The following is a 23344-nucleotide window of genomic DNA, read 5'->3' on the forward strand; positions in this document are numbered from 1 at the left end:
ACAATAGGGGCATTATATCGGGATCACGGCGATTCGGTCAGGGGTACGCTGGTCATTCGGGTGCGTCCTGCAAGTACGTCCTGAGAGGTACGTTTCGAGAAGTACGTCCCGAGAAGATAGGAGCAGGCATGCGGGTCGACAATCACTGGCTCACCACGGCGCGGCACGTCGTCTCGCCCAACCATAACGCGCGCCCCGAGGGGGAAGTATCGGCATTGGTGTTGCATGCCATCAGCCTGCCACCGGGACGCTTCGGTGGCGATGCCATCGAGCGTTTGTTCACCAATCGTCTCGATCCCACTGCGCACCCTTACTTTGCCACGATTCACGCCTTGCGGGTCTCGGCGCATGTGCTGATCCGTCGCGATGGTGAAGCGGTGCAGTTCGTGGGGTTCGATCGGCGCGCCTGGCATGCCGGCCGCTCGCGCTGGTGGGATGGTCAGCGTGAACGCCGTGAACTCAACGACTTCAGCATCGGTATCGAGCTGGAGGGCGACGATATTCATGCCTATCGCGACGCGCAGTATCGCTGTCTGGTGCGTGTATTGACCGCCTTGCAGGCACAATATCCTGCTTTGAGTGTCGAGCGGATGACCAGTCACGCGCATATTGCGCCGTTGCGCAAGACCGACCCCGGCCCGGCCTTCGACTGGGCCTATTTTCATCGTTGTCTCGAGGAGATGGTGGACACAGCGTCCTGCTGAACTGCATGCGTGTAAATTCACTACATCGCGTAAGACTTTGTTGTACCCCTGCGATATGTCCTAAGCGGGCAGGGGCAATAAGTATTTTGCAGGTCGCTTGCGGCCTATCGAATTGGCAGCAGACGGCGTTTGCGGTATCGTCGTGCCCTGAATTCGTGCGTCTTGCACGCCCCGCTGTAAGGAAATTACAGAAAGTTTTCTCGGAGACACGACCCAAAGAAGGTCGCGCCCGCACTGAAGAGCGCCACAGGCCCCATCGCGATGCGTAGACGGGCCATGACCGACATACAATCTTCATTCGGAGAGACGTCTATGAGTCTGGAGGCAAGAAACGATCTCGATCCGATCGAAACCACGGAATGGCTGGATTCCTTGGCCTCGGTCATCGAGCATGAGGGCGAAGAGCGCGCTCGTTACATCATGAGCCGCTTGGCGGATCGTCTGCGTCGCGATGGCTCTTCACCTCCCTTTTCCGGGACCACGCCGCATCGCAATACCATTCCGATGCATCGCGAAGCCAAGATGCCCGGTGACATGTTCATCGAGCGCAAGATTCGTTCGGCCATCCGCTGGAATGCGATGGTTCAGGTATTGCGCGCCAACAAGAAGCACAAGGGTCTGGGCGGTCACATCGCCAGTTATCAGTCCAGTGCCACGCTTTACGAAGTGGGGTTCAATCACTTCTTCCGTGCTGACAATGGCGACCACAAGGGTGACCTGCTGTATATCCAGGGGCACGTCACGCCGGGTATCTATGCACGTTCGTTTCTGGAAGGTCGTCTGACGCAGGAGCAGATGGATAACTTCCGTCAGGAAGTCGACGGCGAAGCGCTGCCGTCCTATCCGCACCCGTACCTGATGCCGGATTACTGGCAGTTCCCCACGGTCTCCATGGGACTGGGGCCGATCCAGGCGATCTATCAGGCCCACGTGATGAAGTATCTGCATTCGCGTGAGCTCGAGGACATGCAGGACCGCAAGGTCTGGGCCTTCCTCGGTGACGGTGAGTGCGACGAGCCGGAATCGCTGGGCGCACTCCATCTGGCCAGCCGCGAGAAGCTCGACAACCTGATCTTCGTCATCAACTGCAACCTGCAGCGTCTCGACGGGCCGGTGCGCGGCAACTCGCGCGTCATCGACGAGCTCGAAGGGGTCTTCCGCGGTGCCGGTTGGAACGTGATCAAGGTCGTCTGGGGCGGTCAGTGGGACCCGCTGTTCGAACAGGACACCAAGGGCATGCTGCAAAAGCGCATGGACGAGGCGGTCGACGGCGAGTACCAGAACTACAAAGCCCAGGGCGGCAAGTACACCCGCGAGCATTTCTTCGGTAAATACGATGAAACGGCGGAGATGGTCAAGGACTACTCCGACGAGCAGATCTTCCGTCTCAACCGTGGCGGTCACGATCCGCAGAAGGTCTACGCGGCCTACCATGAAGCAGTCAACAACGCCGACAATCGTCCCACCGTCATCCTGGCGCATACCGTCAAGGGCTATGGCATGGGCGGCGGCAGCGGCGAAGCCGACATGGAGGCTCACCAGATCAAGTCGATGGATACCGACGCTCTCAAGGCGTTTCGTGATCGTTTCGGCGTACCGATCTCTGACGAGCAGATCGAAAGCGGTGACATCCCGTACTACAAGCCCGACGACGATAGCCCGGAGATGAAGTATCTGCATCTCCAGCGCGAAAAACTCGGTGGCTTTTTGCCGGCCCGCAAGAACGATTTCGAGGCACTCGAGATCCCTGGGCTCGACGACAAGATGTTCGCCAGTCAGCTCAAGGGCTCCGGCGACCGTGAAGTGTCTAGCACGATGTCCTTCGTGCGTGTGCTCAATGGCTTGGTCAAGAACAAGCAGTTGGGTGCTCGCGTGGTGCCGATCATTCCCGACGAAGCGCGTACTTTCGGAATGGAGGGCATGTTCCGCCAGTTGGGTATCTACGCCGCCGAAGGGCAGAAGTACGAGCCCATGGATGCCGGCCAGATCATGTACTACCGCGAGGACCAGAAGGGTCAGATCCTCGAGGAAGGCATCACCGAAGCCGGTTCCATCTCCGCGTGGATCGCGGCGGCGACGGCCTACGCCAACCATCACCTGCCGCTGATCCCGTTCTACGTTTACTACTCGATGTTTGGCTATCAGCGCGTCGGCGACCTGATCTGGGCCGCCGGGGATCTGCAGGCGCGCGGTTTCATGATCGGCGGTACCGCCGGGCGCACGACCATCAATGGCGAGGGTTTGCAGCACCAGGATGGCCATAGCCATATTCTGATGTCGACCGTACCGTCGTGCCGTGCCTACGACCCGTGCTATGGCCACGAGGTCGCGGTGATCCTGCAAGATGGTCTGAAGCGGATGTTCCAGGACAAGGAAAACTGCTTCTATTACCTGACCGTGATGAACGAGAACTACCCGCACCCGGAGATGCCGAAGGGCAGCGAGGAAGGCATCGTTCGCGGCATGTATCTGCTTCAGGAAGGCAAGAAGGACGGTCGTAAGAAGCAGCCGCGCGTGCAGCTCATGGGCAGCGGGACGATTCTCCGTGAGGTCGAAGCCGCCGCTGAGATGCTGGCGAACGATCACGATGTCGTCGCCGATGTGTGGAGTGTGACCAGCTTCAACGAACTGCGTCGCGAAGCGCTCGAATACGACCGGCTGCAGTTCCTCGACTACGATGAGAAGCGTGAGAAGCCGTGGGTGTCACAGCAGCTGAAAGATGTCGAGGGGCCGGTCATCGCCTCGACCGACTACATGAAGCTCTACGCCGATCAGATTCGTGCTTGGGTACCGAGTGACTTCCATGTGCTGGGGACCGATGGTTTCGGGCGTTCCGACACGCGTGAAGCGCTGCGTCGTTTCTTCGAAGTTGATCGCTACTACGTGACCATTCAGGCGCTGCGTGCGCTGGCCAGTCGCGGTGAAATCGACGCCAAGGTCGTCAATGATGCCATGAAGAAATACGGCATCGACCCTGCCAAGCCCAGCCCGCTGGTGTCTTGAGCCCCGTTGATGTCATGGACTGAAGTGTCCCATCAAGGTGCCGCCATCGCCTGAGTGCGGTGGCGGCCATGGCCAGATTGCATGGTCTGATCGCGTCATCCGGTCGGTATTGAGGACCGGAGCGATCAGGCCACCAGATTGGAAAGGAGCGCGACCTTGAGTAGCGAAATCATCAAAGTTCCCGATATCGGCGGCAGCGAAGGCGTCGAGATCATCGAGGTGGCGGTATCTGAGGGCGATGTCATCGCGCCCGAAGACACCATGATCACGCTGGAATCCGACAAGGCCAGCATGGATGTCCCTGCGCCCAAGGGGGGCAAGGTCGTCAAAGTGCTGGTCAAAGAAGGCGACAGCGTCTCCGAGGGTGACGATATTCTCGAGCTCGAAGCGGAAGGCGGTGGCGACGATGCCGGTGACACGTCCTCGCAGGACGAGGATCAGTCACAGGACGAGAGCGCCGAGAAGCAGGAAACGGCTGAGCCCGAAAAGGCGGCACCGAAGAAGAAATCCACCGGTGGCGGCAAACGCACCGTCGAAATCAAGGTGCCGGATATCGGCGGCAGCGAAGGCGTCGAAATCATCGAGGTGCCGGTCAGTGAAGGCGATGAGGTCAGCGCGGAAGACTCGCTGATCACGCTGGAATCCGACAAGGCATCGATGGACGTGCCGAGCCCCTACAGTGGCAAGCTCGTCTCGCTGGCGGTCAAGGAGGGCGACAGCGTCTCCGAGGGTGACCTGATCGGCAGCATGGAGATCGCCGGCGAAGGTGACGACGCAGACGACGATACCGACGAAGCGCCGGCGGAAGGCGACTCTGACAGTGCCGAGTCGGACGCGGACACCGAGGATCAAGACGCCGGCGAGGATACCGAAGAAGGCGGCGACGAGGGAGGCCGCAAGGAACTCCGTGTCCCGGATATCGGCGGCAGCGAGAACGTGCCGATCATCGAATTGGCGATCAGCGAAGGCGACGAGATCGACGCGGAAGACACGTTGATCACGCTGGAATCCGACAAGGCTTCCATGGACGTGCCCAGCCCCTACAAGGGTAAGGTGGTCGAGGTCTCGGTCAAGGAAGGCGACAGCGTCTCCGAGGGCGACCTGATCGGCTATATAGAAGTGGCCGGTAGCAAGAAGCCGGCCAAGAAAGCCGATACCGGCAAGAAGCCCGACGCTGGCAAGGCGGACCAGAAGGCCGATGCCGGTCAGCAAAAGGCCAGCACTGCCAAGTCGACGTCATCTGCCAAGCAGCCCACGGGCGAGCCGAGCCCCGAGGCGCGTCACAAGCAAGGCGACGACAAGACGGCGGGTGCTCATGTGCATGCGGGGCCGGCGGTGCGTATGCTGGCGCGCGAGCTGGGCGTCGACCTGGCTCAGGTCACACCCACCGGGCCCAAGAACCGCGTGCTGAAGGAAGACGTGCAAGGCTACGTCAAAAACGCCCTTCAGCAGCGTTCCAGCGGGGCTGGGAGCAGTGCCGCGCCAGCGGGCGGTGCGGGTATCCCGGCGGTGCCGGACATCGACTTCAGCCAGTTCGGCGAGGTCGAGGAAAAGCCCATGGGCCGCCTGATGAAGGCGGGCGCGGCCAACCTGCATCGCAGCTGGCTCAACGTGCCGCACGTCACCCAGTTCGACGAAGCGGACATCACCGAGCTCGAAGCCTTCCGCAAGTCGATGAAGGACGAGGCCGCCAAGCAGGACGCCAAGCTCACGCCGCTGCCGTTCATGATCAAGGCCTGTGCCTACGCCTTGCAGAAGTTCCCGCAGTTCAACGTCAGCCTGAAGAGCGACGGCGAAACGCTGGTGCAGAAGCATTACGTGCACATCGGCATCGCCGTGGATACGCCGGACGGCTTGATGGTGCCGGTAATCCGTAACGCCGACCAGAAGTCGCTGATCGAGCTGGCCAAGGAGTCGGTCGAACTGGCCGGCAAGGCGCAGTCGAAAAAGCTCAAGCGCGAGGAGATGACCGGTGGCTGCTTCACCATCTCCAGCCTGGGCTCCATCGGCGGCACCGCCTTCACGCCCATCGTCAACGCCCCGGAAGTCGCCATCCTCGGCGTTTCCAAGGCGCAGACGAAACCGGTGTGGGACGGCGCCGAGTTCGCCCCAAGGCTGATGATGCCGCTATCGCTGTCCTACGATCACCGTGCGGTCAACGGCGCGGATGCGGCGCGCTTCACGGCCTTTTTGGCCCAGGCACTGAGCGATATTCGTCGCCTGCTGATGTAATCCGAGCATAGCGGTGACGTGATAGAAGCGGCCTCCTCGGGGGCCGCTTTTTTATGTCACGACAAACGGAGCCACTGTCACGCGCGCGACGAAAGTACAACGCTCGAGGCAACTCCATGAAAAAAGGCGAATTATAGCGCTTAGAGCAGGCCGAGCCCGGGGCGGGCGTGCTTGTGCCGCTTGAGCCGTGCAGGTATCGTCATGGGCCATTCTCACTGCGATGGCGTGTGCTTCATGGAACATGCCATGGCTAATAACGAACATGTGATGACTCGTTCAAGGAGCACTATCGATGCGTTTGATCTTGTTGGGCGCCCCGGGCGCAGGCAAGGGCACCCAGGCCCAATTCATCTGCGAGCATTTCGACATTCCGCAGATCTCCACCGGCGATATGTTGCGTGCGGCGGTCAAGGAGGAAAGTGAACTGGGACTCAAGGTCAAAGAGATCATGAACAGCGGCGGTCTGGTGTCCGACGATATCATCATCTCACTGGTCAAGGAGCGTATCGCCCAGCCAGATTGCGCCAATGGTTTCCTGTTCGATGGTTTCCCGCGCACGATCCCCCAGGCCGATGCGATGAAAGACGCCAACGTCAAGCTCGACCATGTGCTGGAGGTCGCCGTGGATGACGAGGAAATCGTCAAGCGTCTAGCGGGTCGTCGGGTGCACCCGGGCTCGGGGCGTGTCTATCACGTCGAATACCAGCCGCCCAAGGAAGAGGGCAAGGATGACGTGACGGGTGAAGCGATCGTGCTGCGCGACGACGATCAGGAATCGACCGTGCGCAACCGCTTGTCCGTTTATCATGAACAGACCGAGCCGCTGGTGAAGTATTACCGCGAATGGGCCCAGCAAGACCCACAAAGCGCGCCAGCCTACCACCGTGTGGAAGGTACCGGCAGCGTCGAGTCGATCCGCCAGCAGGTGCTGACGGCGCTCGAAGGATAAGTATCTGTTCCTACCGCGCGGCGTCCCTGGCGCCGCGCAATGACGACCTGCGTCAAGATTGCATCGGGCGGTGCGCCGGGCGTTTTGCCAATGACCGATGGCACGTTTATAGTGCGGGCTCACCCGTTGCTCGATGATCGCCGATGCCCACTTTGTTGGCCCTGGATGCCTCTACTAGCGCCTGTTCCTGCGCCTTGTGGCGCGATGGCCATGTCGTTTCCCGTTATCGTGACGCCCCACGTCAACACACTCAGCTCCTGATGCCGATGGTCGATGAGGTGCTGGCCGAGGCGGGCGTAGGGCTCTCCGATCTCGATGCGTTGGCATACGGTCGTGGGCCGGGCTCGTTCACCGGTTTGCGCATCGCTGCCGGGACGGCGCAGGGGCTGGCTTTCGCGCTCGAATGTCCCTTGATCGGCGTATCCACTTTGGAAGCCCTGGCGCTTGCTGCGCATCGGCGTCTCCACGCGCGCTATGTGGTGGTGGCAATGGACGCGCGCATGAACGAGGTCTATGCCGCTTCCTATCGCTGTCACGATGGCATGCTTGAGCCGCTCATGCAGGAAGCCGTGTTGGCACCGGAGCGACTGCGTCTACCTGTGGCTTCCCACGATGTCGACTGGGTGGGCATCGGTTCGGGTTGGGCCCTACGTGAGCGGATGCCTGCCGATGTTCAGGCCGCGCTAGGCCAGATCCTGAGCGAGCCGCAACCGGCCGCCGAGGACATGGCACGGCTGGCGGTACAGGCCTGGGAAGCGGGAGAGCGTCCCGCCGCCGACGAGACGGTTCCGGTGTATCTACGCAATGAGGTGGCGTGGCAGCGCGCCTAAGCGTTTCTTAAGCCCTCGAGAATAATAATGGCGTGCTCGCACGCCCGTACGCAGCGTCATGTTTTTCGTTGCTTCAAGGACATTTCATGGATTGGTTGCACGTCGTTGCGCTGGCCATCATTCAAGGCCTTACCGAATTCCTGCCCATTTCGTCATCCGCTCACCTGATTCTCCCGTCGCAGTTGCTGGGCTGGCCCGATCAGGGGTTGGCCTTCGATGTTGCCGTACATGTCGGCTCGCTAGCCGCGGTGATGCTGGTCTTCCACCGTGAAGTGACGCGCATCGTGCGTGATTGGGTGGCGCAGTGTCGCGGCGCGCCAGCGACACCGGAAAGCCGCCTGGGCTGGGCGGTGATCATCGGCACTCTGCCTGCCGTCATCATCGGTTTTCTGCTGGAAAGTGTCATCGAGTCATATCTTCGCGCCTCATTGGTGATTGCCATCACCACCTTGGTTTTTGGGTTGCTGCTGTGGTGGGCGGATGTGCGAGGTAGCCGTCGGCATGCGTTGACCGCGATGTCGCTGCGCAATGCGCTGATCATCGGGCTCGCCCAGGCCTTGGCATTGATTCCCGGGACGTCGCGTTCGGGCATCACGATCACGGCGGCCTTGCTGCTGGGCTTCACCCGCCAGGCCGCCGCGCGTTTCTCGTTCTTGCTGTCGATTCCACTGATTCTCGCCGCCGGTTCGCTCAAAGGCATTGAGCTTGTCGAAGCGGGCGAGGGGGTGGCCTGGGGGACGATCGTCGCGGGAACGCTGATGTCATTCGTCGCGGCGTGGCTGTGTATCAAGTTGTTCCTGGCCGCGTTGGATCGCATCGGCATGCTGCCGTTCGTCATCTACCGCTTGATTCTAGGCGTGGTGCTGCTGGTTTGGGTGACATGAGTCAACCGGTCACGGCCATCGGTGAGCCGGTACGCGCGCTGGCAGCGCGGCTTGGGTTGCCCTGGCAACCCGAGGCGGATGCCGACACCATCTTGTGCTTGGCCATGCGCGATGAGGGCTTAGCGCTGTCGGGCGATACGCGTCGCTATGGCGCGGCGCCGATTCGGGTCGACTTCACCGCCGGCAAAGTGGCGCACCGGCGTCGCTTCGGCGGCGGGCGTGGGCAATTGATCGCCAAGGCATGCGGACTGGCGCATGGCGTGACGCCGAGCATCGTCGATGCCACGGCGGGGCTGGGGCGCGATGCCTTCGTGCTGGCGAGCCTCGGTGCCCAAGTGTTGCTGATCGAGCGTGTGGCGGCGATTTACGCTTTGCTCGGAGATGGCGTGCGGCGTGCCCGAGCGGATGAAGAGGCCGCCGAGATCGTGGCGCGCATGCGGGTGGCGAATGGCGATGCCGCGCGTGAGCTGGCGACGCTGGTGGCGCGTCACGACGTTGCGCCGCAGGTGGTGCATCTCGACCCCATGTTTCCACACCGTGACAAGAGCGCGTTGGTCAAGAAAGAGATGCGCGTCTTCCGCGAACTGGCCGGTGACGATGACGACGCGCCGCGTCTGCTGGAAGCCGCTCTGGAGGTCGCTACGCACCGGGTAGTGGTCAAGCGTCCCCGCCGCGCGCCACCGCTTGAGGGCCCCTCGCCCGATCACGTACTCGAGGGCAAGACCAGCCGCTATGACCTCTATGTGCATCGCAGCCTGAAACCTGCGTGATCGTCATCATCTCGCGCCCGACACTACCTATGATGGCCGGCGATGTACCAACTGGGTCAGGCGGTGGCGCAGGCTGGGATCGAAGAGCGCCTGCCCACGCCGCTGAGCGCTTTCGAGCGAGCTGTCATAGCATAGCGTGTCGTTTTCCTGCCATAACCAGCCCTGTGCCTCGAGAGTGTCGAGCAAGCCGCTGAAGAGGCGTTTGTCGAAGAACTCCGGCGCGTTGAGCCCGGAGAGCAGGGTGAGACGTTCAGCCAACTGACGGCTTTGTTCCTCCAACGCCTCGCGGTTCAGGGTGCCGCTTCCTTCGCGCAGCAGTACGGCCAATAGCAGATAACCGCGCTCCAGAGTCGGTTGCACCAGCCGGCCCAGCAGGCGCAGATGTTCGCTACTGGCCAGGTGCCCCGCCGGGCGCTCCCAGCCGTGATCGGTCTCGATCAGCAAGTCTTCCGACACTAGTGCCGCCAGAGCGCGTTCCAGACGCGGCGCAAAGGCATCAGCGGGCAGGTGAAATTCATGCGCGAGCACTGGCCAGGCGGGGCCCAGCAGCGTGAGCAACTCCTCCGTATTAAAGCGGGCGTTATGCCGGTATGCGAAGGCGACCAGTGCCATGTCGATGAACAGGTGCAAGACGTTGTTGCGATACCAGGTCAGCAGCGTGGCTTGTTCCGGCGTGGCGAGCACCAGTTCGCCGAGTGCCTGTTGGCGGCGTTCGATGAACTCCAATTGAGCGGTATGGGCGATCCAGTCCCGAGGCTCGCCCTCGGGCAGCGTGATGCGCTCGCCGCCTGACAGATGCCGCCTCAGATCCACGAGCAAGCGCATGTGACGCTCGAGCAAATCGGCCTCGATGGCGTGGTGCGAATTGGCCAGAAGCCCCAGGGCGACCAGCGAGACCGGGGTGATGGCCGCTGCCGCGTTGATGCGTTGGCTCAGGGTGGCGCCCAGCGCGGGCACGGCCTGGTTCAGCCAGTCGGGGCGTGTTTGGCGACGGTTGTCTCGCCAATCGGGCACCTGACGGTCGAGAAAGCCGCTGAGCATGAGCGGTTCGCCGACATTGACCGTGACATGCCCGTATGACTGTCGCAGCCGGCGTACGATGCGCAACAGGTCGAAGGGCGACTCCTTCTTCTTGTGCCCGCCACGCAATTCCTTGAGGTAGCTACCGCTTTCCAGCACCTTCTCGTAGCCGACATAGACCGGCACGAAGGCGACCTCGCGGCGGGGGTCGCGGGCGAATGAGCGAAGGGTCATGGCGAGCATGCCAGGGCGCGGCGCCAGCATGCGCCCGGTGCGCGAGCGTCCGCCCTCGATGAAGTATTCCAGTGGGTGCCCGCGCGAAATCAGACGATGCACGTATTCGTTGAATACCGCCGCGTAGAGGCGATTGTCACGAAAGCTGCGGCGCAGGAAGAACGCCCCTCCTCGACGTAGCAGCGCGCCGATCACCGGCATGTCGAGGTTGCGGCCTGCCGCGATGTGCGGCGGCATCAATCCCTCGCGAAATAGTGCGTAGGACAACAAAAGATAGTCGATATGGCTGCGATGACAGGGCACGTAGATCAATTCGTGATCGCCGGCCAGCGCCTTGACGTCATCGAGCCCGTTGACGGTGACGCCGTCGTAGAGACGATTCCAGAGCCGGCGCAGCAGTTGGTAGAGGAAACGCAGTACCGGGTAGGAGGTGTTGGAAGCGATTTCGCGGCCATAACGCAGTGCCCGGCGTGTTTCACGTTCGGGGCTGGTGCCACGGGCGGTGGCCGCGTCGGAGATCGCCTGGCGCACTTGTGGGCTGTCGACCACGCCGCGGATCAACGTATTGCGGTGCGAGAGGTCGGGACCCAGCACACGGGCGCGTACACGACGAAAGTGAACGCGCAGCACGCGTGCCGTCTTGCGCTGGGCGACCGGTAACGGACGTGTCTCGATCAACGTGCGTAGTTGCAACGGGGCGCCGATATGTACCTGCACGTGCTTGCCATTGACCGCCATCGACAAGAGTCGGCGCAGGCGTCCGCTCCACTGCCAGCTATCCGCCGCGAGCAGTTTCCAGAAGCCGAAGTCCTTGCCCGGGGCGCGTCCCCAGAACACGCTTACCGGTACTAGCTGGACATCTCGATTGGGCGCGTCGGCTAGCTCTGCCAGCAAGGTGTCGAGGTGCAGCGAGCGTCGTCCGTGTATCTGCGTCAGCCCGCGACTGAGCCGGGGTAGGGCGATACAAGCGGGAAGGCGTGTCTCGCCGAGCACGACACTGCCTCGGGCACTGGGAAGGCCCTCGCGGCGTGTCATCAGTTCGAGTGCCAGCCTGTCCGAGAAGGCGGGGTGCGGCAACACGTAGAGGGTGGGCCGCATGGCATCGAGTGTGGGCTGCTGCGCTTCGACATGATGGTAGTCGAGCCAGTGGTCGAGCAGCCTGCGGCACAGGGCGCGCAAGGGAGCGAGGAACGTGCGTAGAACAGCCATCCATTAGCCTTGAAGGAACGCGATGAAGCAGTATAGCCAGTCAGGCCGGGTAGGCCCAAGGCTGGCGCTTTTCAGCGACGTTGCAAACATGCGTCAATGATGCATGATCAAGCCGCCGCGCAGGCGGCGAATTCAAGGAGACACCATGCGCGGACGTTGGCAGGTAGGCAATCGTTTCACCTTGTTGCCGGAAGGCAAACGCTTTCTTCCCGCCTTGTTTACAGCCATCGATGAAGCGCGCGCCACGCTTTATCTCGAATTGTACCTGATGGAATCGGGAACGCTCGCCACACGCGTGATCGATGCCTTGTGTGCAGCGGCCGGGCGCGGTGTCACGGTGCTGGTACTGCTCGATGGTTATGGTTCGATGAAGCTCGCGCATGCTGACCGCGAGCGTTTGCGTCAGGCCGGCGTGGCGCTACGTTTCTTCAATCCGCTGGCCTGGCATCAACTGGGCAAGAATCTGTCGCGCGATCATCGCAAGCTGCTGATCGTCGACGAGAAGCTGGCTTTTACCGGTGGTTTCGGCGCCGTCGATTCCTTCGTCGAGGCGTGGTATGAAGTCGCCGTACGTATCGAGGGGCCGGTCGTCGCGGATTGGGTCGGCCTGTTCGCGCAACTCTGGGAGTCGCCATTGACGCGCCGCAAGGCGGCGCCGCGTCACTGGCCTTCCTCGCGCTCCATCGCACCACTCACGGAGAATATGCGCGGACGGATGATCAGTGGGCGTGGGCATCGTTACCAGGCGATCCGGCATTCGCTGCATCAGCGTATTGCCACTGCCGAGCGGCGGTTGTGGCTGTGCACGCCCTACTTCGTGCCGACCTTCAGCCTGCGCCGGCGCCTGATCCGCGCCGCGCGCCTGGGCCTTGACGTGCGGCTATTGCTGCCGGGCTCGCGCCACGACCATCCGAGCATTCGCTATGCCGGGCAACGTTTCTATGCGCGACTTTTGCGGGCCGGGGTACGCATCTACGAGTTTCAGCCGACCTTCATTCACGCCAAGTTCGTGCTGGTCGACGATTGGGCGTCGATCGGCTCGTGCAACTTCGATCACTGGAGCCTGCAGTGGAATCTCGAGGCTAACCAGGAAGTCGAGGATACGAGATTCGCCCGCGACGTGGCGGCTCTGTTCGAGCGTAACTTCGCCGCCAGCGAGGAAATCCATTGGGAGCAGTGGCGCTATCGCCCCTGGACTCAGCGCTGCCGTGAGTGGATTTTCGGCACCCTCAACGGGTGGATGACACGGCTGCGCTGAATGCGTGTCTAGCGGCGACCCTTGCCTCCTGGGCGTCCGGCGGGTTTCTTCTTGCGCGGTGTGGGCTTGGGTTTTTCCTCGGGGACCCGGTAGTGCAGATAGAGATCCAGGATCAGCTCGGGTAGCTGCTTGACGAGCGCCTCGGCTCGGGGGCCGTCAGCAATCAGTTCGTGCATGTCGGGTTCGTCGTCGAATAGCCCCGACAAAGCCATGAAGGGGAGCAGCAGCTCGGCGACCCGGGCTTCATCGTGCTCGAACCAGGCGACTTCATTGAGAAACACACCTTCCATGAAGCCCGCGCACCAATCGCCGATGGGCGTTTCCTCGGGGGCGATGTCGCCGAGCTCGAGATCGAACGGCAGTTCGGGTAGATGACCGTGCTCGAGGGCTTCGATGGCGTTTTGCTTGAGCGTCTCGCAGAGGCCGAGAATCTGTTCGCGCTGCGCGGCGTCGGTGAACTGCGGCTCGCCATGGTAAAGCTCGGCGACCCAGGTCGTGGCCGGTGTCTCGATCGGCGCGATCGCCAGCGCGACGAGGAAGCCGTGCGTGCCGATCAAGTCGAGCGCTTCAGGGTCGACTTGGTCGGATTCAAGGAAATCGTCGAGAGTCTCGAGCGCTTCGTCGTCGAGCAGGGGCATGGGGGGCGACGTCTCGGACATGATGGGCCTCTTGCAGGGAGCGGTCGGTGAATGGTGGACGCCTGTCGCGTTGCGCGGCATTCTAGCATCCCATGATGTCTGTCACCTTGCCCTCTCCCGATAACGATTGGTTAGTGTCGCTCGACGAGCCGGCTCTCCACGAGGCGCTGCTCGCGCGCGTCGAAGCGGCCTGGTGTGTCGCCCTCGAGGTCCATCCCTCACTGCCGCGCCCCAAGGTATGGCTGGATCTACGCGGCAAGGGCGCCGGTCAGGCACACTTCGCCCGTGGCGGGCTGCGCTTCAATCCGGTCCTGCTGAGCGAGAATCGCCAGGCGTTCATGGAAGACGTCGTGCCGCACGAAATGGCGCATTGGGTGGTCTTTCATCTCGAGGGGCCACCGGCGCGTCCGCACGGCCACGAATGGCGTACCGTCATGCAGAAGCTCTACGGTTTGCCGCCACGTACCACGCACCGTTTCGATGTCTCTCGGGCGAGTCCCGCGCCTTATCGTTATCGCTGTGACTGTGACACCGAGCATCGTTTCTCCGCGCGGCGCCACGCTCGGGCCCGACGCGGAACGGCGTACCGCTGTCGATATTGTCGACAGCGACTTCGCTTCGTTGCGCAAAAAGCTTGTGATAATGACGTAACTCAATGAATTAAAAAGGAAATTTGTTAATACCAAGGTCTAATAGGGAGCCAGGGGGGCTAGGGGTATATGCTGGTGGCACATTCTTGGACGGTCACGTTGGCAAGCGTGTGGCCGATCATCCATTTCTCGACCTTTGCGAGGAAGCCATGACCGAACAGCAGAAAGTCTACCCGGTGGCGGAGGAGTTCGCCGCCAATGCCTGGGCGGATAACGAGGCGTATCTGAGCCTTTATCAGCGCTCCGTCGACGATCCCGAAGGCTTCTGGGCGGAACAGGCCGAGTCGCTGGATTGGTTCAAGGCGCCGACCAAGATCAAGAACACTTCATTCGCCGCCTCCAACGTGGATATTCGCTGGTTCGAAGATGGCGAACTCAACGCCGCCTACAACTGCCTCGATCGCCATCTCGAGACCCGCGGCGATCAGCCGGCGATCATCTGGGAAGGCGACGATCCGGGGCAGGACAAGACCATTACCTACCGTGAGCTGCATGCTGAGGTGTGCCGCTTGAGCAACGCACTCAAGGAAATGGGGGTTACCAAGGGCGACACCGTGACGCTCTACATGCCAATGATCCCCGAGGCGTCGGTGGCGATGCTGGCATGTGCGCGTATCGGGGCGATCCATTCGGTGGTTTTCGGTGGCTTCTCGCCAGATGCGCTGGCACAACGCGTGGTCGATGCTCAGTCACGCGTGGTGATCACGGCCGACGAGTCAGTACGCGGTGGCAAGCACGTACCGCTCAAGGACAACGTCGACGCCGCGATGACACGTGACGGCACCGATATCGTCGACAAAGTGCTGGTCGTGCGCCGCACCGGTGGCGAGATCGAATGGCACGACGACCGCGACGCCTGGTACCACGAGTGGGTCGATCGCCAGTCCAGCGAATGCCCGGCGGAGAAGATGAACGCCGAGGATGCGCTGTTCATCCTCTATACCTCCGGCTCCACTGGGCGTCCCAAGGGGCTCAAGCACACCACCGGGGGCTATCTGCTCTATGCGGCGCTGACGCATCGCTACGTATTCGACTACCACGAAGGTGAAGTGTACTGGTGCAGCGCCGACGTGGGCTGGGTCACCGGGCATAGCTACATCGTCTATGGCCCGCTGGCCAACGGCGCGACCACGCTGATGTTCGAAGGTGTGCCAAGCTATCCCACCCACGGGCGTCTCGGCGAGATCATCGACAAGCACCAGGTATCGATCCTCTATACCTCGCCGACCGCCATTCGCGCGTTGATGGCGCATGGCGAGAACATCATGGATTCGAGTCAGCGTGATAGCCTGCGTGTGCTGGGTTCGGTGGGGGAGCCAATCAACCCCGAGGCGTGGAGTTGGTTCCACCGTGTGATCGGTAACTCGCGCTGCCCGATCGTCGACACCTGGTGGCAGACCGAGACCGGTGGCATCATGATCACGCCGCTGCCGGGGGCCACTGATCTCAAGCCAGGCTCCGCCACGCGGCCGTTTTTCGGCGTGCGCCCGGCGCTGCTCGACAACGAGGGCAATGTGCTCGAAGGCGCCACCTCGGGCAATCTGGTGCTCCTCGATTCTTGGCCTGGTCAGGCGCGCACCATCTGGAACGATCACGAGCGCTTCGTGCAGACGTACTTCTCTCCTTACGAAGGTGTCTACTTCACTGGCGATGGCTGCCGTCGCGACGAGGATGGCTACTACTGGATCACTGGCCGCATCGACGACGTACTCAACGTTTCCGGTCACCGCATGGGCACCGCTGAGATCGAATCCTCGTTGGTGGCGCACAGCGCTGTGGCCGAGGCCGCTGTGGTGGGATATCCCCACGACATCAAGGGGCAGGGCATCTACATTTACGTGACCCTGGGCGACGACGTCGAACCTAGCGAGGAGCTACGCAAGGAGTTGACGCAGTGGGTGCGCAAGGATATCGGGCCGATCGCGACACCGGATGTCATTCAGTGGGCGCCGGGGCTGCCGAAGACCCGTTCCGGCAAGATTATGCGGCGTATCTTGCGTAAGATCGCCGCTAACGAGTGCGAGGGCTTGGGTGATACCAGTACGCTGGCTGACCCGAGCGTGGTCGATGAGTTGATCGAGCACCGCGCCAATCGTTGATACGCGTTGGGGTGGGTATCTAGCGTCGGTTCGTTCGACACGGGGCAGCACGCCAGCTTGCCTCGGGTACCCGCCCGACTTTCGCCGGCCGATGGCCGGCTTTTTCGTGCCACCAGGAACGTTCGGGGGTGCGTCGACGCAAGGCTTGGGTATTGTCTACAGCATGGGGTAACATGCTGAAAACAAGAAGTGAACCTGATGCTTGCCGATGACAATCGCGGCACGACCGTTCGCTCCAGGGGGATCCGGAGGAGACACAATGGCTTTTGCCCAGAAATTCATCGTCGCCGATGACCACCCGCTATTTCGTGCCGCGCTCAACCAGGCGTTGCGCCAAGTAGCGCCACAGGCGGAGATCGTCGAAGCCGATACCATGGAGGCGACGTCCGACATGGTAATGCGCCATCCCGATGCCGACCTGATCTTGCTCGACTTGCACATGCCGGGTGCGCATGGCTTTTCGGGACTGATCCAACTGCGCGGTCAGTCGCCCGAGGTGCCCGTGGTCGTCATTTCGGGCAGCGAGGAGCCGCCCGTAGTGCGTCGTGCCATCGACTACGGTGCATCGGGTTTCATTCCCAAGTCCTCGTCGTTGGATGTTATCGCCGAGGCGATCCGACAAGTGCTCGAAGGGGAGGTCTGGTTGCCCGAGGAGATGGCCGATGTGCTCGGGGAGTCGAACGAAGATGAAGCGCGCTTTGCCGAAGCCATCGCCTCGCTGACACCCCAGCAGTTCCGGGTACTTAACATGTTGAACGAAGGTCTGCTCAACAAACAGATCGCCTATGAACTCAACGTGTCGGAGGCGACCATCAAAGCGCATGTCACGGCGATTCTCCGCAAACTGGGTGTGCATTCGCGCACACAGGCGGTCATCGCCGCACAGAAGCTCGAGGTCGAACCGCCCAAGGTCGAGTCCTAGGCTGTCTTGGCGACAGCATACGAGACGAGGCCATGTGAGAGGCAAGAAGCCGTTCCCGTCGCTTAATGGGAGCGGCTTCTTCGTATCTGCGTATCAGAGCGTGCTCCCAAGGCTATCCAGGGGGCCTATGAATGCGATTGGCGGCGCAGGAAGTCGCGCATGGCGTTCACGGTTTCCTCACTACAGTGATGCTCGATGCCCTCGGAGTCGGCACGTGCTACTTCCTCGGGCACACCGAGCGCTCGCAAGGCATCGAGTACCACCCGGTGGCGTGCCATGACGCGCTTGGCGAGCGCATCTCCCTCGTCGGTCAGGAAGATTCCGCGGTAGGGACGAGCGACGGCAAGCCCGTCGCGTTTCAAGCGTGCGATGACTTTCGACACCGCCGCCGCGCTGACGCCGAAACACTCGGCCAGATCGCTGGCGCGCGCTTCGCCCAGTTGCGTATGCAGGTGCGCGATTTCCTCGACATAATCTTCGACCAATTCGGTCTGATGATCCTGCCGGACGCGTTTGAAATATTCGTGCTTGGGCTGAGACTTCATGCAACCCCTGCTTTCAGTGTCCCGTGAACGTAGAAAATAGCACGTACGCGTTGAGGGCGACGATCAACGTGCACACAATACCGCCCACCACGGTTACCGATTTGTGATTGACTAGGTTGCCCATGATACGGCGATTGGCGGTGAAAAAAAGCAGTGGTATGAGAGCGAACGGTATTCCGAAGCTAAGAATCACCTGACTGGCGACCAAGGCCTTCTGCTCGGACACGCCAAGCATGATGATCACCAGCGCCGGCAGCATGGTCACTAGGCGGCGTAGCCACAGAGGGATCGTAAAAGACATGAAGCCTTGCATGATCACCTGCCCCGAGAGCGTGCCGACGATGGACGACGATAGACCAGCGAGTAGTAAGGCGGCGCCGAAAACATGGCTGGCCGTGACCTGGCCGAGCATCGGTGCCAGTAGTTTATAGCTGTCACTGATGGTGGCGACATCAAGATGGCCATTGGCATGAAAGGCTGCTGCCGCCATGGCCAGCATGCTGAGATTGATCATGCCAGCGATGGCCATGCCGATGATGACATCCAGGCGGTAGTAACGCATCAAGCGCAATCGATGGGCGTCGTCTTTCACCTGAATCCGTTGCTGCGACAGTGCCGAGTGCAGGTAGATCACATGCGGCATGACCGTAGCGCCGAGTATGCCCGCCGCCAGGTAGAGCGAATAGCTATCCGGGAAGCCGGGAATGAGCAGACCCTCGAGGAGCGGCGTCGGTTCCGGCCGGCTGAGCGCCAGCTCGAGGATGAAACCACCTGCCACGGCCAGAATCATGGCGCCGATGACGATTTCCATGAGTCGGAAGCCGTAGCGGTAGAGATGCAGCGCTAGATAGGTGATCGCCCCGGTGAGCAATGCGCCTTCCATCAATGACAACCCAAACAGCAGGTTGAAGGCCAGCGCCGCACCGAGAAACTCGGCGAGGTCGGTGGCGATGGCTACGATTTCTGCTTGTATCCAATAGCACCAGACCACGGGGCGTGGATAGCGTGCGCGAATCACTTGGGGCAGGTTGCGCCCGGTGGCCAGTCCCAGACGTGCTGACAGGGTCTGGATCAGCATGGCCATCAGATTGGCGACGAGCACTACCCACAGCAGAGTATAGCCGTAGCGCGAGCCCGCTTCGATATTGGTGGCGAAGTTGCCGGGATCGATATAGGCCACCGCTGCGATCAGTGCGGGGCCGAAGAAGGCCGTCCATCCCCAGCGCTGTGCCTTCCCGTTGAGTGTCGACGCCGCTTGCGCGCGTATTGCGCTGTCAGAAATTGTACTCAGCATGGTAGCGACTCTAAGTTAACCATGGTTAATCGAATGTCTGAAGGTTAACTTAGAGGCCCTAGGTTGACCAATAGCCCTTGTCCCAAGAGTCGATTGAGTTTGACTATTAGTTGCATCCGAAGTTACCCGCGCACGCTTAGGTATCCTGTCGAACGGCGCGGTTGGCTTGCAGGGTGCGTGTCAAAAGCGCCCGCAAGGCGGCGGGGCGCACCGGTTTGAGCAGCAACTGATAGCCATTGCGACGGATCTCCTCGGCGACCTCGTCGGTACGGTCGGCGGTGATCACGATACCTGGAACGGGGCCTTCACAGAGTTCCTCGAGCGCTTCCAAGGCCATCAAGCCGGTGACCTCGTTGTCCAGATGGTAATCGGCGAGAATAGCCTCGGGATCGCTATCCAGATGCCGCAGCACCGACTTGGCGCCGCCGATGGACGTGGCGGTGAATACTTCACACTCCCAGCCCTCGAGCATCGCTTTCATGCCCTCGAGAATCAGGGTCTCGTTGTCGATACACAGGATTCTGGCGCCCGCGAGTTTGTTGCCGGGACGCCGCGTGGGTGTGTCCTCGGCGCTCTTTTCCTGTTGACGCCCTTCGACGCGAGGCACCGACACTGAAAAGACGGTGCCGACATTTTCCCACGAACGAATCTTGATGGGATGCTCGAGCACTCGGCTCATACGGTCGGCGATGGATAACCCGAGCCCCAGGCCTTTCTCGCTTTCCTTATGACGCGAGGCCTGATCGAGGCGACGAAATTCCTGGAAGATTTCCGTCTGCTTGGCCTCGGGAATGCCCGGACCGGTATCCCAGACCTCGATGCTTAATTGCTCGCCCTGGCGCCGGCAACCCAGCAGCACCCGCCCCTGCTGTGTATAGCGCAGCGCGTTGGAGAGGAAATTTTGCACGATGCGTCGTAACATCTGGGCGTCGCTGTCCACCCAGGTCCCAGTAGCAACGACATCCAGGTCGAGCCCACGATCCGTCGCCATGACTTCGAACTCGGCGCGCAGCGGGCGCAGGATGTCGGTCAACGGGAACTGTGTGCGACGGGGTGTCAGGGCGCCGGCATCGAGTTTGGAGATGTCGAGCAACGTGCTCAAAAGCTCCTCGGCAGCCTGTAGCGAATTGTCGATATGGCCGATGGTATGACGCAGCTCATCGGCCTCGACCTGCTGCCCCAGTGCCGAGGTGAAAAGACGCGCGGCGTTTAGCGGTTGGAGCAGGTCATGACTGGCGGCGGCCAGAAAGCGTGTCTTCGAGGCGTTGGCCTCCTCGGCGACCTGCTTGGCTTGGCGCAGCGCCGACTCGGCCTCGGCGCGCACACGGTTTTCCTGGCGCAGGGCGGCGTTGGCTTCCGACAGCGCCTGGGTCCGCTCGCGGACGCGTTCCTCGAGATTTTCGTTGGTTTCGCGCAGGGCAATTTCGGCCAGGCGGCGCTCGGTGATGTCCTGATAGAGGGCGAAGAACCCGAGTACGCTTTCGCCTTCGCCGAAGTGGGGCGTGTAGGTCACCAGCATGTAGCGTACGCCGCCGTCGCCGTCGTCCTGTGAGATTTCGAAGCTCACCCGCTCGCCAGCCAGAACACGATGCATCCACGGCGAACGCTCGCGGATGACCTGGGCGGGCATGACGTGGTCGAAACGCTCGCCGATCGCTTCGTTGCGATCGATGCCCATCGCCGCTTCATAGGCACGATTGGTGAAGAGGTAGCGGCATTCCTTGTCGAAATAGGCGATCAGCGCCGGCACATTGTCGGTGTAGATGCGAATGTTGTTCTCGGAGCGGATCAGCGCCTCTTCGGTGCGCTTTTGCTGGGTAATGTCCTGATAGGTGTAGACGAATCCACCGCCTGGCATGGGATTGCCCTGAACCTCGAGCACCGTGCCATCCTGGCGGTAACGCACGTAGCGGTGCGGTTGCCCCTGGCGGATGTTGTCCATCAAGAGTTCTACGTGTTCCTCGGGGTCGCCGGGACCGTATTCGCCGTTATGCGCGTTGTAGCGGAGGATCTTGTCGAACGGCGCGTTGACTCGGATCAGACTGTCGGGGAAACGAAACAGCTCCAGATAACGCTGGTTCCACACCACCAGACGCGCGTTCTGATCGATCACGCTGATGCCCTGGTTGATGTTCTCGATGGTTGCTTGCAGCAAGGCGCGGTTGAACTCCAGCACCTGCGAGGCTTCGTCGACGATCGAGATGACATCGGAGATGCCGATGCCGCGCCCTTGCAGCGCCGAATTGACCACAATGCGTGCCGAGGATGCCCCGAGTACCGACGACAATAGCCGTTCGGTGAACTGAATGACGTCGATCGAGGCGCGGGTATTGTCGTCCACGGACTGGCCGCCACGGCGTGAATAGTCCTCGAAGGCACGCTGTACCTGGCTGGTGCCCAAGAAGCGCTCGCAGAGGACCTTGAGATCACCCACCGTGGTAGCACCGGTCCAGGGGCGGTTGACCGAGGTCTGGCGAGTTTCGACGCTATCGACGAATAATGATGCCTGGATGCGCTCGACGACGCGCTGTGGGGTGATCTGCGAGACAAAGATGTAGCAGAACAGGTTGAGTCCCAAGGACAACATGACGCCATGGGTGAAACTGTCACCGACGTTGAGCCCGAACAGATGCGTCGGTGCCAGCCAGTCGAGCCCCAAGGGGCCGCTGGTCAACCAGGTCATCGGCAGCAATTCGGCCTGCACCAGGGCCGGCAGCAGCAGGGTGTAGGCCCATACCGCGAAGCCGACGTTCATGCCGGCGATCACACCGAGACGATTGCCGCGTTTCCAGTACAAGCCGCCCAGCAAAGCAGGCGCGAACTGGGCGGCCGCAGCGAACGACAGCATGCCCGTCGAGGCCAAGGTGCTGTATTCGGCGATCAGGCGATAAAAGATGTAGGCCAGCAGCAGGATGACGACGATGGTCGCACGTCGTGCTCGTAGCACCAGCTTGGCGTAGTCGCCTTCGGTGACGAACCAGCGTAGACGGAACAGTACCGGAATGATGATCTCGTTGGAGATCATGATCGACACCGCCACGGCGGCCATGATGACCATGCCGGTCGCTGCCGAGAGCCCGCCGATGAAGGTGAGTAGTCCCAGCCATTCGCTGCCGCCGGCCATGGGTAGCGCCAGCATGAAGGTATCGGGGTTGACGTCGCCATCGGGAAACATCGTCAGGCCCGCTGCTGCGATGGGCAGCACGAAGAAGCCTATGGCGGCCAGATACACCGGAAATAGCCAGCGGGCGCGCTTGGCGTCGTCTGCGTGGGTGTTTTCGACCACGGCGAGGTGAAACTGGCGGGGCAGGCAGAAGATCGCCAGCATCGCGAGTAGCGTCTGTGCCCAGAAGCCGTGGCCGAAATCCTGCTCAGTCAGTTGGCGCTGCAATTCTAGATGAGTATCGGCGCGGCCGAACAGGTCGCCGAGGCCGTCGAACATGCCCCAAGTGACGTAGGCGCCGAGCACCAGGAAGGCGACCAGTTTGACCAGCGATTCGAAGGCGATGGCGTGAATCAGGCCCTCATGATGCTCGGTGGCATCGGTATGTCGCGTGCCGAAGAGAATGGCGAACAGCGCCATGACGGCGGCGATATAGAAGGCCGTATCGCCGAACACAGGGGCACGCGTCAGGTCGGCGCTGTCGGTCAAAACGGTGAATGCCGAGGCCACGGCCTTCAGTTGCAAGGCAATGTAGGGCAGTGTGCCGATCAAGGCCACGAGGCTGGCGAATGCCGCCAATGACTGGGTCTTGCCATAGCGTGAGGCGATGAAGTCGGCGATCGAAGTCACGTTCTGGCGTTTGGCGACGCGGATCATCTTGGCCAATACGGGCCAGAACAGCAGGAAGGTCAGGATCGGACCGACAAAGATGCTGGCGAATGACCAGCCCGACGTAGCAGCCTCGCCGACGGCGCCATAGAACGTCCACGACGTACAGTAGACCGCCAGCGCGAGGCTGTAGACGATGGGGCGCCGTCTGCCCGGTCCATGGCGCTTGGCTTGGCTATCGCCACGCCAGGCGATGGCAAACAATACGGCAATGTAGATCAGCGATATGACGATCAGTAGCCAGCCAGCAAACATGCTCTCTCCCCTATGT

At 61.5% G+C, this 23344-nt stretch carries 15 protein-coding genes and 1 pseudogene; 11 read left to right on the forward strand and 5 right to left on the reverse strand.

Features of this window, described 5'->3' with window-relative positions; all coding sequences use genetic code 11:
• Positions 1-128: 128 nt before the first annotated feature.
• From ampD to KZO83_RS01680, 7 genes are all read left to right on the forward strand, one after another.
• Positions 129-704, forward strand: coding sequence for a 1,6-anhydro-N-acetylmuramyl-L-alanine amidase AmpD (ampD, locus tag KZO83_RS01650; RefSeq protein ID WP_247619532.1), 576 nt, complete (start codon positions 129-131; stop codon positions 702-704).
• 312 nt (positions 705-1016) lie between these two features.
• Positions 1017-3707, forward strand: a complete 2691-nt coding sequence (gene aceE / locus KZO83_RS01655; protein WP_247619533.1) for a pyruvate dehydrogenase (acetyl-transferring), homodimeric type — start codon at positions 1017-1019, stop codon at positions 3705-3707.
• Positions 3708-3863: 156 nt separating this feature from the next.
• Positions 3864-5939 (forward strand): dihydrolipoyllysine-residue acetyltransferase, encoded by a 2076-nt coding sequence (gene aceF, locus KZO83_RS01660; protein ID WP_247619534.1) that lies wholly within the window; start codon positions 3864-3866, stop codon positions 5937-5939.
• Between the two features lie 292 nt (positions 5940-6231).
• Entirely contained in the window at positions 6232-6888 is a 657-nt protein-coding gene (gene adk, locus KZO83_RS01665; protein WP_178997672.1) for an adenylate kinase, read from the forward strand.
• Between the two features lie 143 nt (positions 6889-7031).
• The gene (gene tsaB / locus KZO83_RS01670) at positions 7032-7718 is read left to right on the forward strand and encodes a tRNA (adenosine(37)-N6)-threonylcarbamoyltransferase complex dimerization subunit type 1 TsaB (protein WP_247619535.1); all 687 of its coding nucleotides are present in this window, start codon (positions 7032-7034) and stop codon (positions 7716-7718) included.
• An 86-nt stretch (positions 7719-7804) separates the two neighbouring features.
• On the forward strand, positions 7805-8602 hold the full coding sequence (locus KZO83_RS01675) for an undecaprenyl-diphosphate phosphatase (RefSeq protein ID WP_247619536.1): 798 nt from the start codon (positions 7805-7807) through the stop codon (positions 8600-8602).
• Entirely contained in the window at positions 8599-9372 is a 774-nt protein-coding gene (locus KZO83_RS01680; RefSeq protein WP_247619537.1) for a class I SAM-dependent methyltransferase, read from the forward strand. Before KZO83_RS01675 ends, KZO83_RS01680 begins: the two co-directional genes overlap by 4 nt.
• 27 nt (positions 9373-9399) lie before the next feature.
• Here KZO83_RS01680 and plsB read toward each other — a convergent pair whose 3' ends face one another.
• On the reverse strand, positions 9400-11835 hold the full coding sequence (plsB, locus tag KZO83_RS01685; RefSeq protein WP_247619538.1) for a glycerol-3-phosphate 1-O-acyltransferase PlsB: 2436 nt from the start codon (positions 11833-11835) through the stop codon (positions 9400-9402).
• Positions 11836-11980: 145 nt separating this feature from the next.
• Between plsB and KZO83_RS01690 the strand changes: the two genes are divergently transcribed.
• Complete coding sequence (locus tag KZO83_RS01690) at positions 11981-13093, forward strand: phospholipase D-like domain-containing protein (protein ID WP_178997680.1); 1113 nt, start codon at positions 11981-11983, stop codon at positions 13091-13093.
• Positions 13094-13101: 8 nt separating this feature from the next.
• Here KZO83_RS01690 and KZO83_RS01695 read toward each other — a convergent pair whose 3' ends face one another.
• Positions 13102-13752, reverse strand: a complete 651-nt coding sequence (locus KZO83_RS01695) for a UPF0149 family protein (RefSeq protein WP_247619539.1) — start codon at positions 13750-13752, stop codon at positions 13102-13104.
• 71 nt (positions 13753-13823) lie between these two features.
• Here KZO83_RS01695 and KZO83_RS01700 point away from each other — a divergent pair, with 71 nt between their 5' ends.
• The 3 genes from KZO83_RS01700 to KZO83_RS01710 all read left to right on the forward strand — a co-directional run bounded on the left by KZO83_RS01700 (position 13824) and on the right by KZO83_RS01710 (position 17402).
• A complete protein-coding gene (locus KZO83_RS01700) occupies positions 13824-14390 on the forward strand; it encodes a SprT family zinc-dependent metalloprotease (RefSeq protein ID WP_247619540.1) in 567 nt (188 codons plus the stop codon).
• Between the two features lie 140 nt (positions 14391-14530).
• Positions 14531-16480, forward strand: a complete 1950-nt coding sequence (gene acs, locus KZO83_RS01705) for an acetate--CoA ligase (protein WP_247620162.1) — start codon at positions 14531-14533, stop codon at positions 16478-16480.
• 259 nt (positions 16481-16739) lie between these two features.
• Entirely contained in the window at positions 16740-17402 is a 663-nt protein-coding gene (locus tag KZO83_RS01710) for a response regulator (protein WP_040244569.1), read from the forward strand.
• Between the two features lie 125 nt (positions 17403-17527).
• Here the strand turns inward: KZO83_RS01710 and mntR are convergent.
• The 3 genes and pseudogenes from mntR to KZO83_RS01725 all read right to left on the reverse strand — a co-directional run.
• Positions 17528-17950, reverse strand: a pseudogene (gene mntR / locus KZO83_RS01715) (manganese-binding transcriptional regulator MntR); the annotation flags it as partial.
• 10 nt (positions 17951-17960) lie between these two features.
• Positions 17961-19241, reverse strand: coding sequence for an Nramp family divalent metal transporter (locus tag KZO83_RS01720; RefSeq protein ID WP_247619541.1), 1281 nt, complete (start codon positions 19239-19241; stop codon positions 17961-17963).
• 136 nt (positions 19242-19377) lie between these two features.
• Positions 19378-23328 carry a hybrid sensor histidine kinase/response regulator gene (locus KZO83_RS01725; protein ID WP_247619542.1) on the reverse strand — a complete coding sequence of 1317 codons (3951 nt, stop codon included), beginning with the start codon at positions 23326-23328 and terminating at the stop codon, positions 19378-19380.
• Between the last annotated feature and the right edge of the window lie 16 nt (positions 23329-23344).

Origin of the sequence: Chromohalobacter moromii (assembly GCF_023091865.1) — a bacterium.
GTDB lineage: Bacteria > Pseudomonadota > Gammaproteobacteria > Pseudomonadales > Halomonadaceae > Chromohalobacter > Chromohalobacter moromii.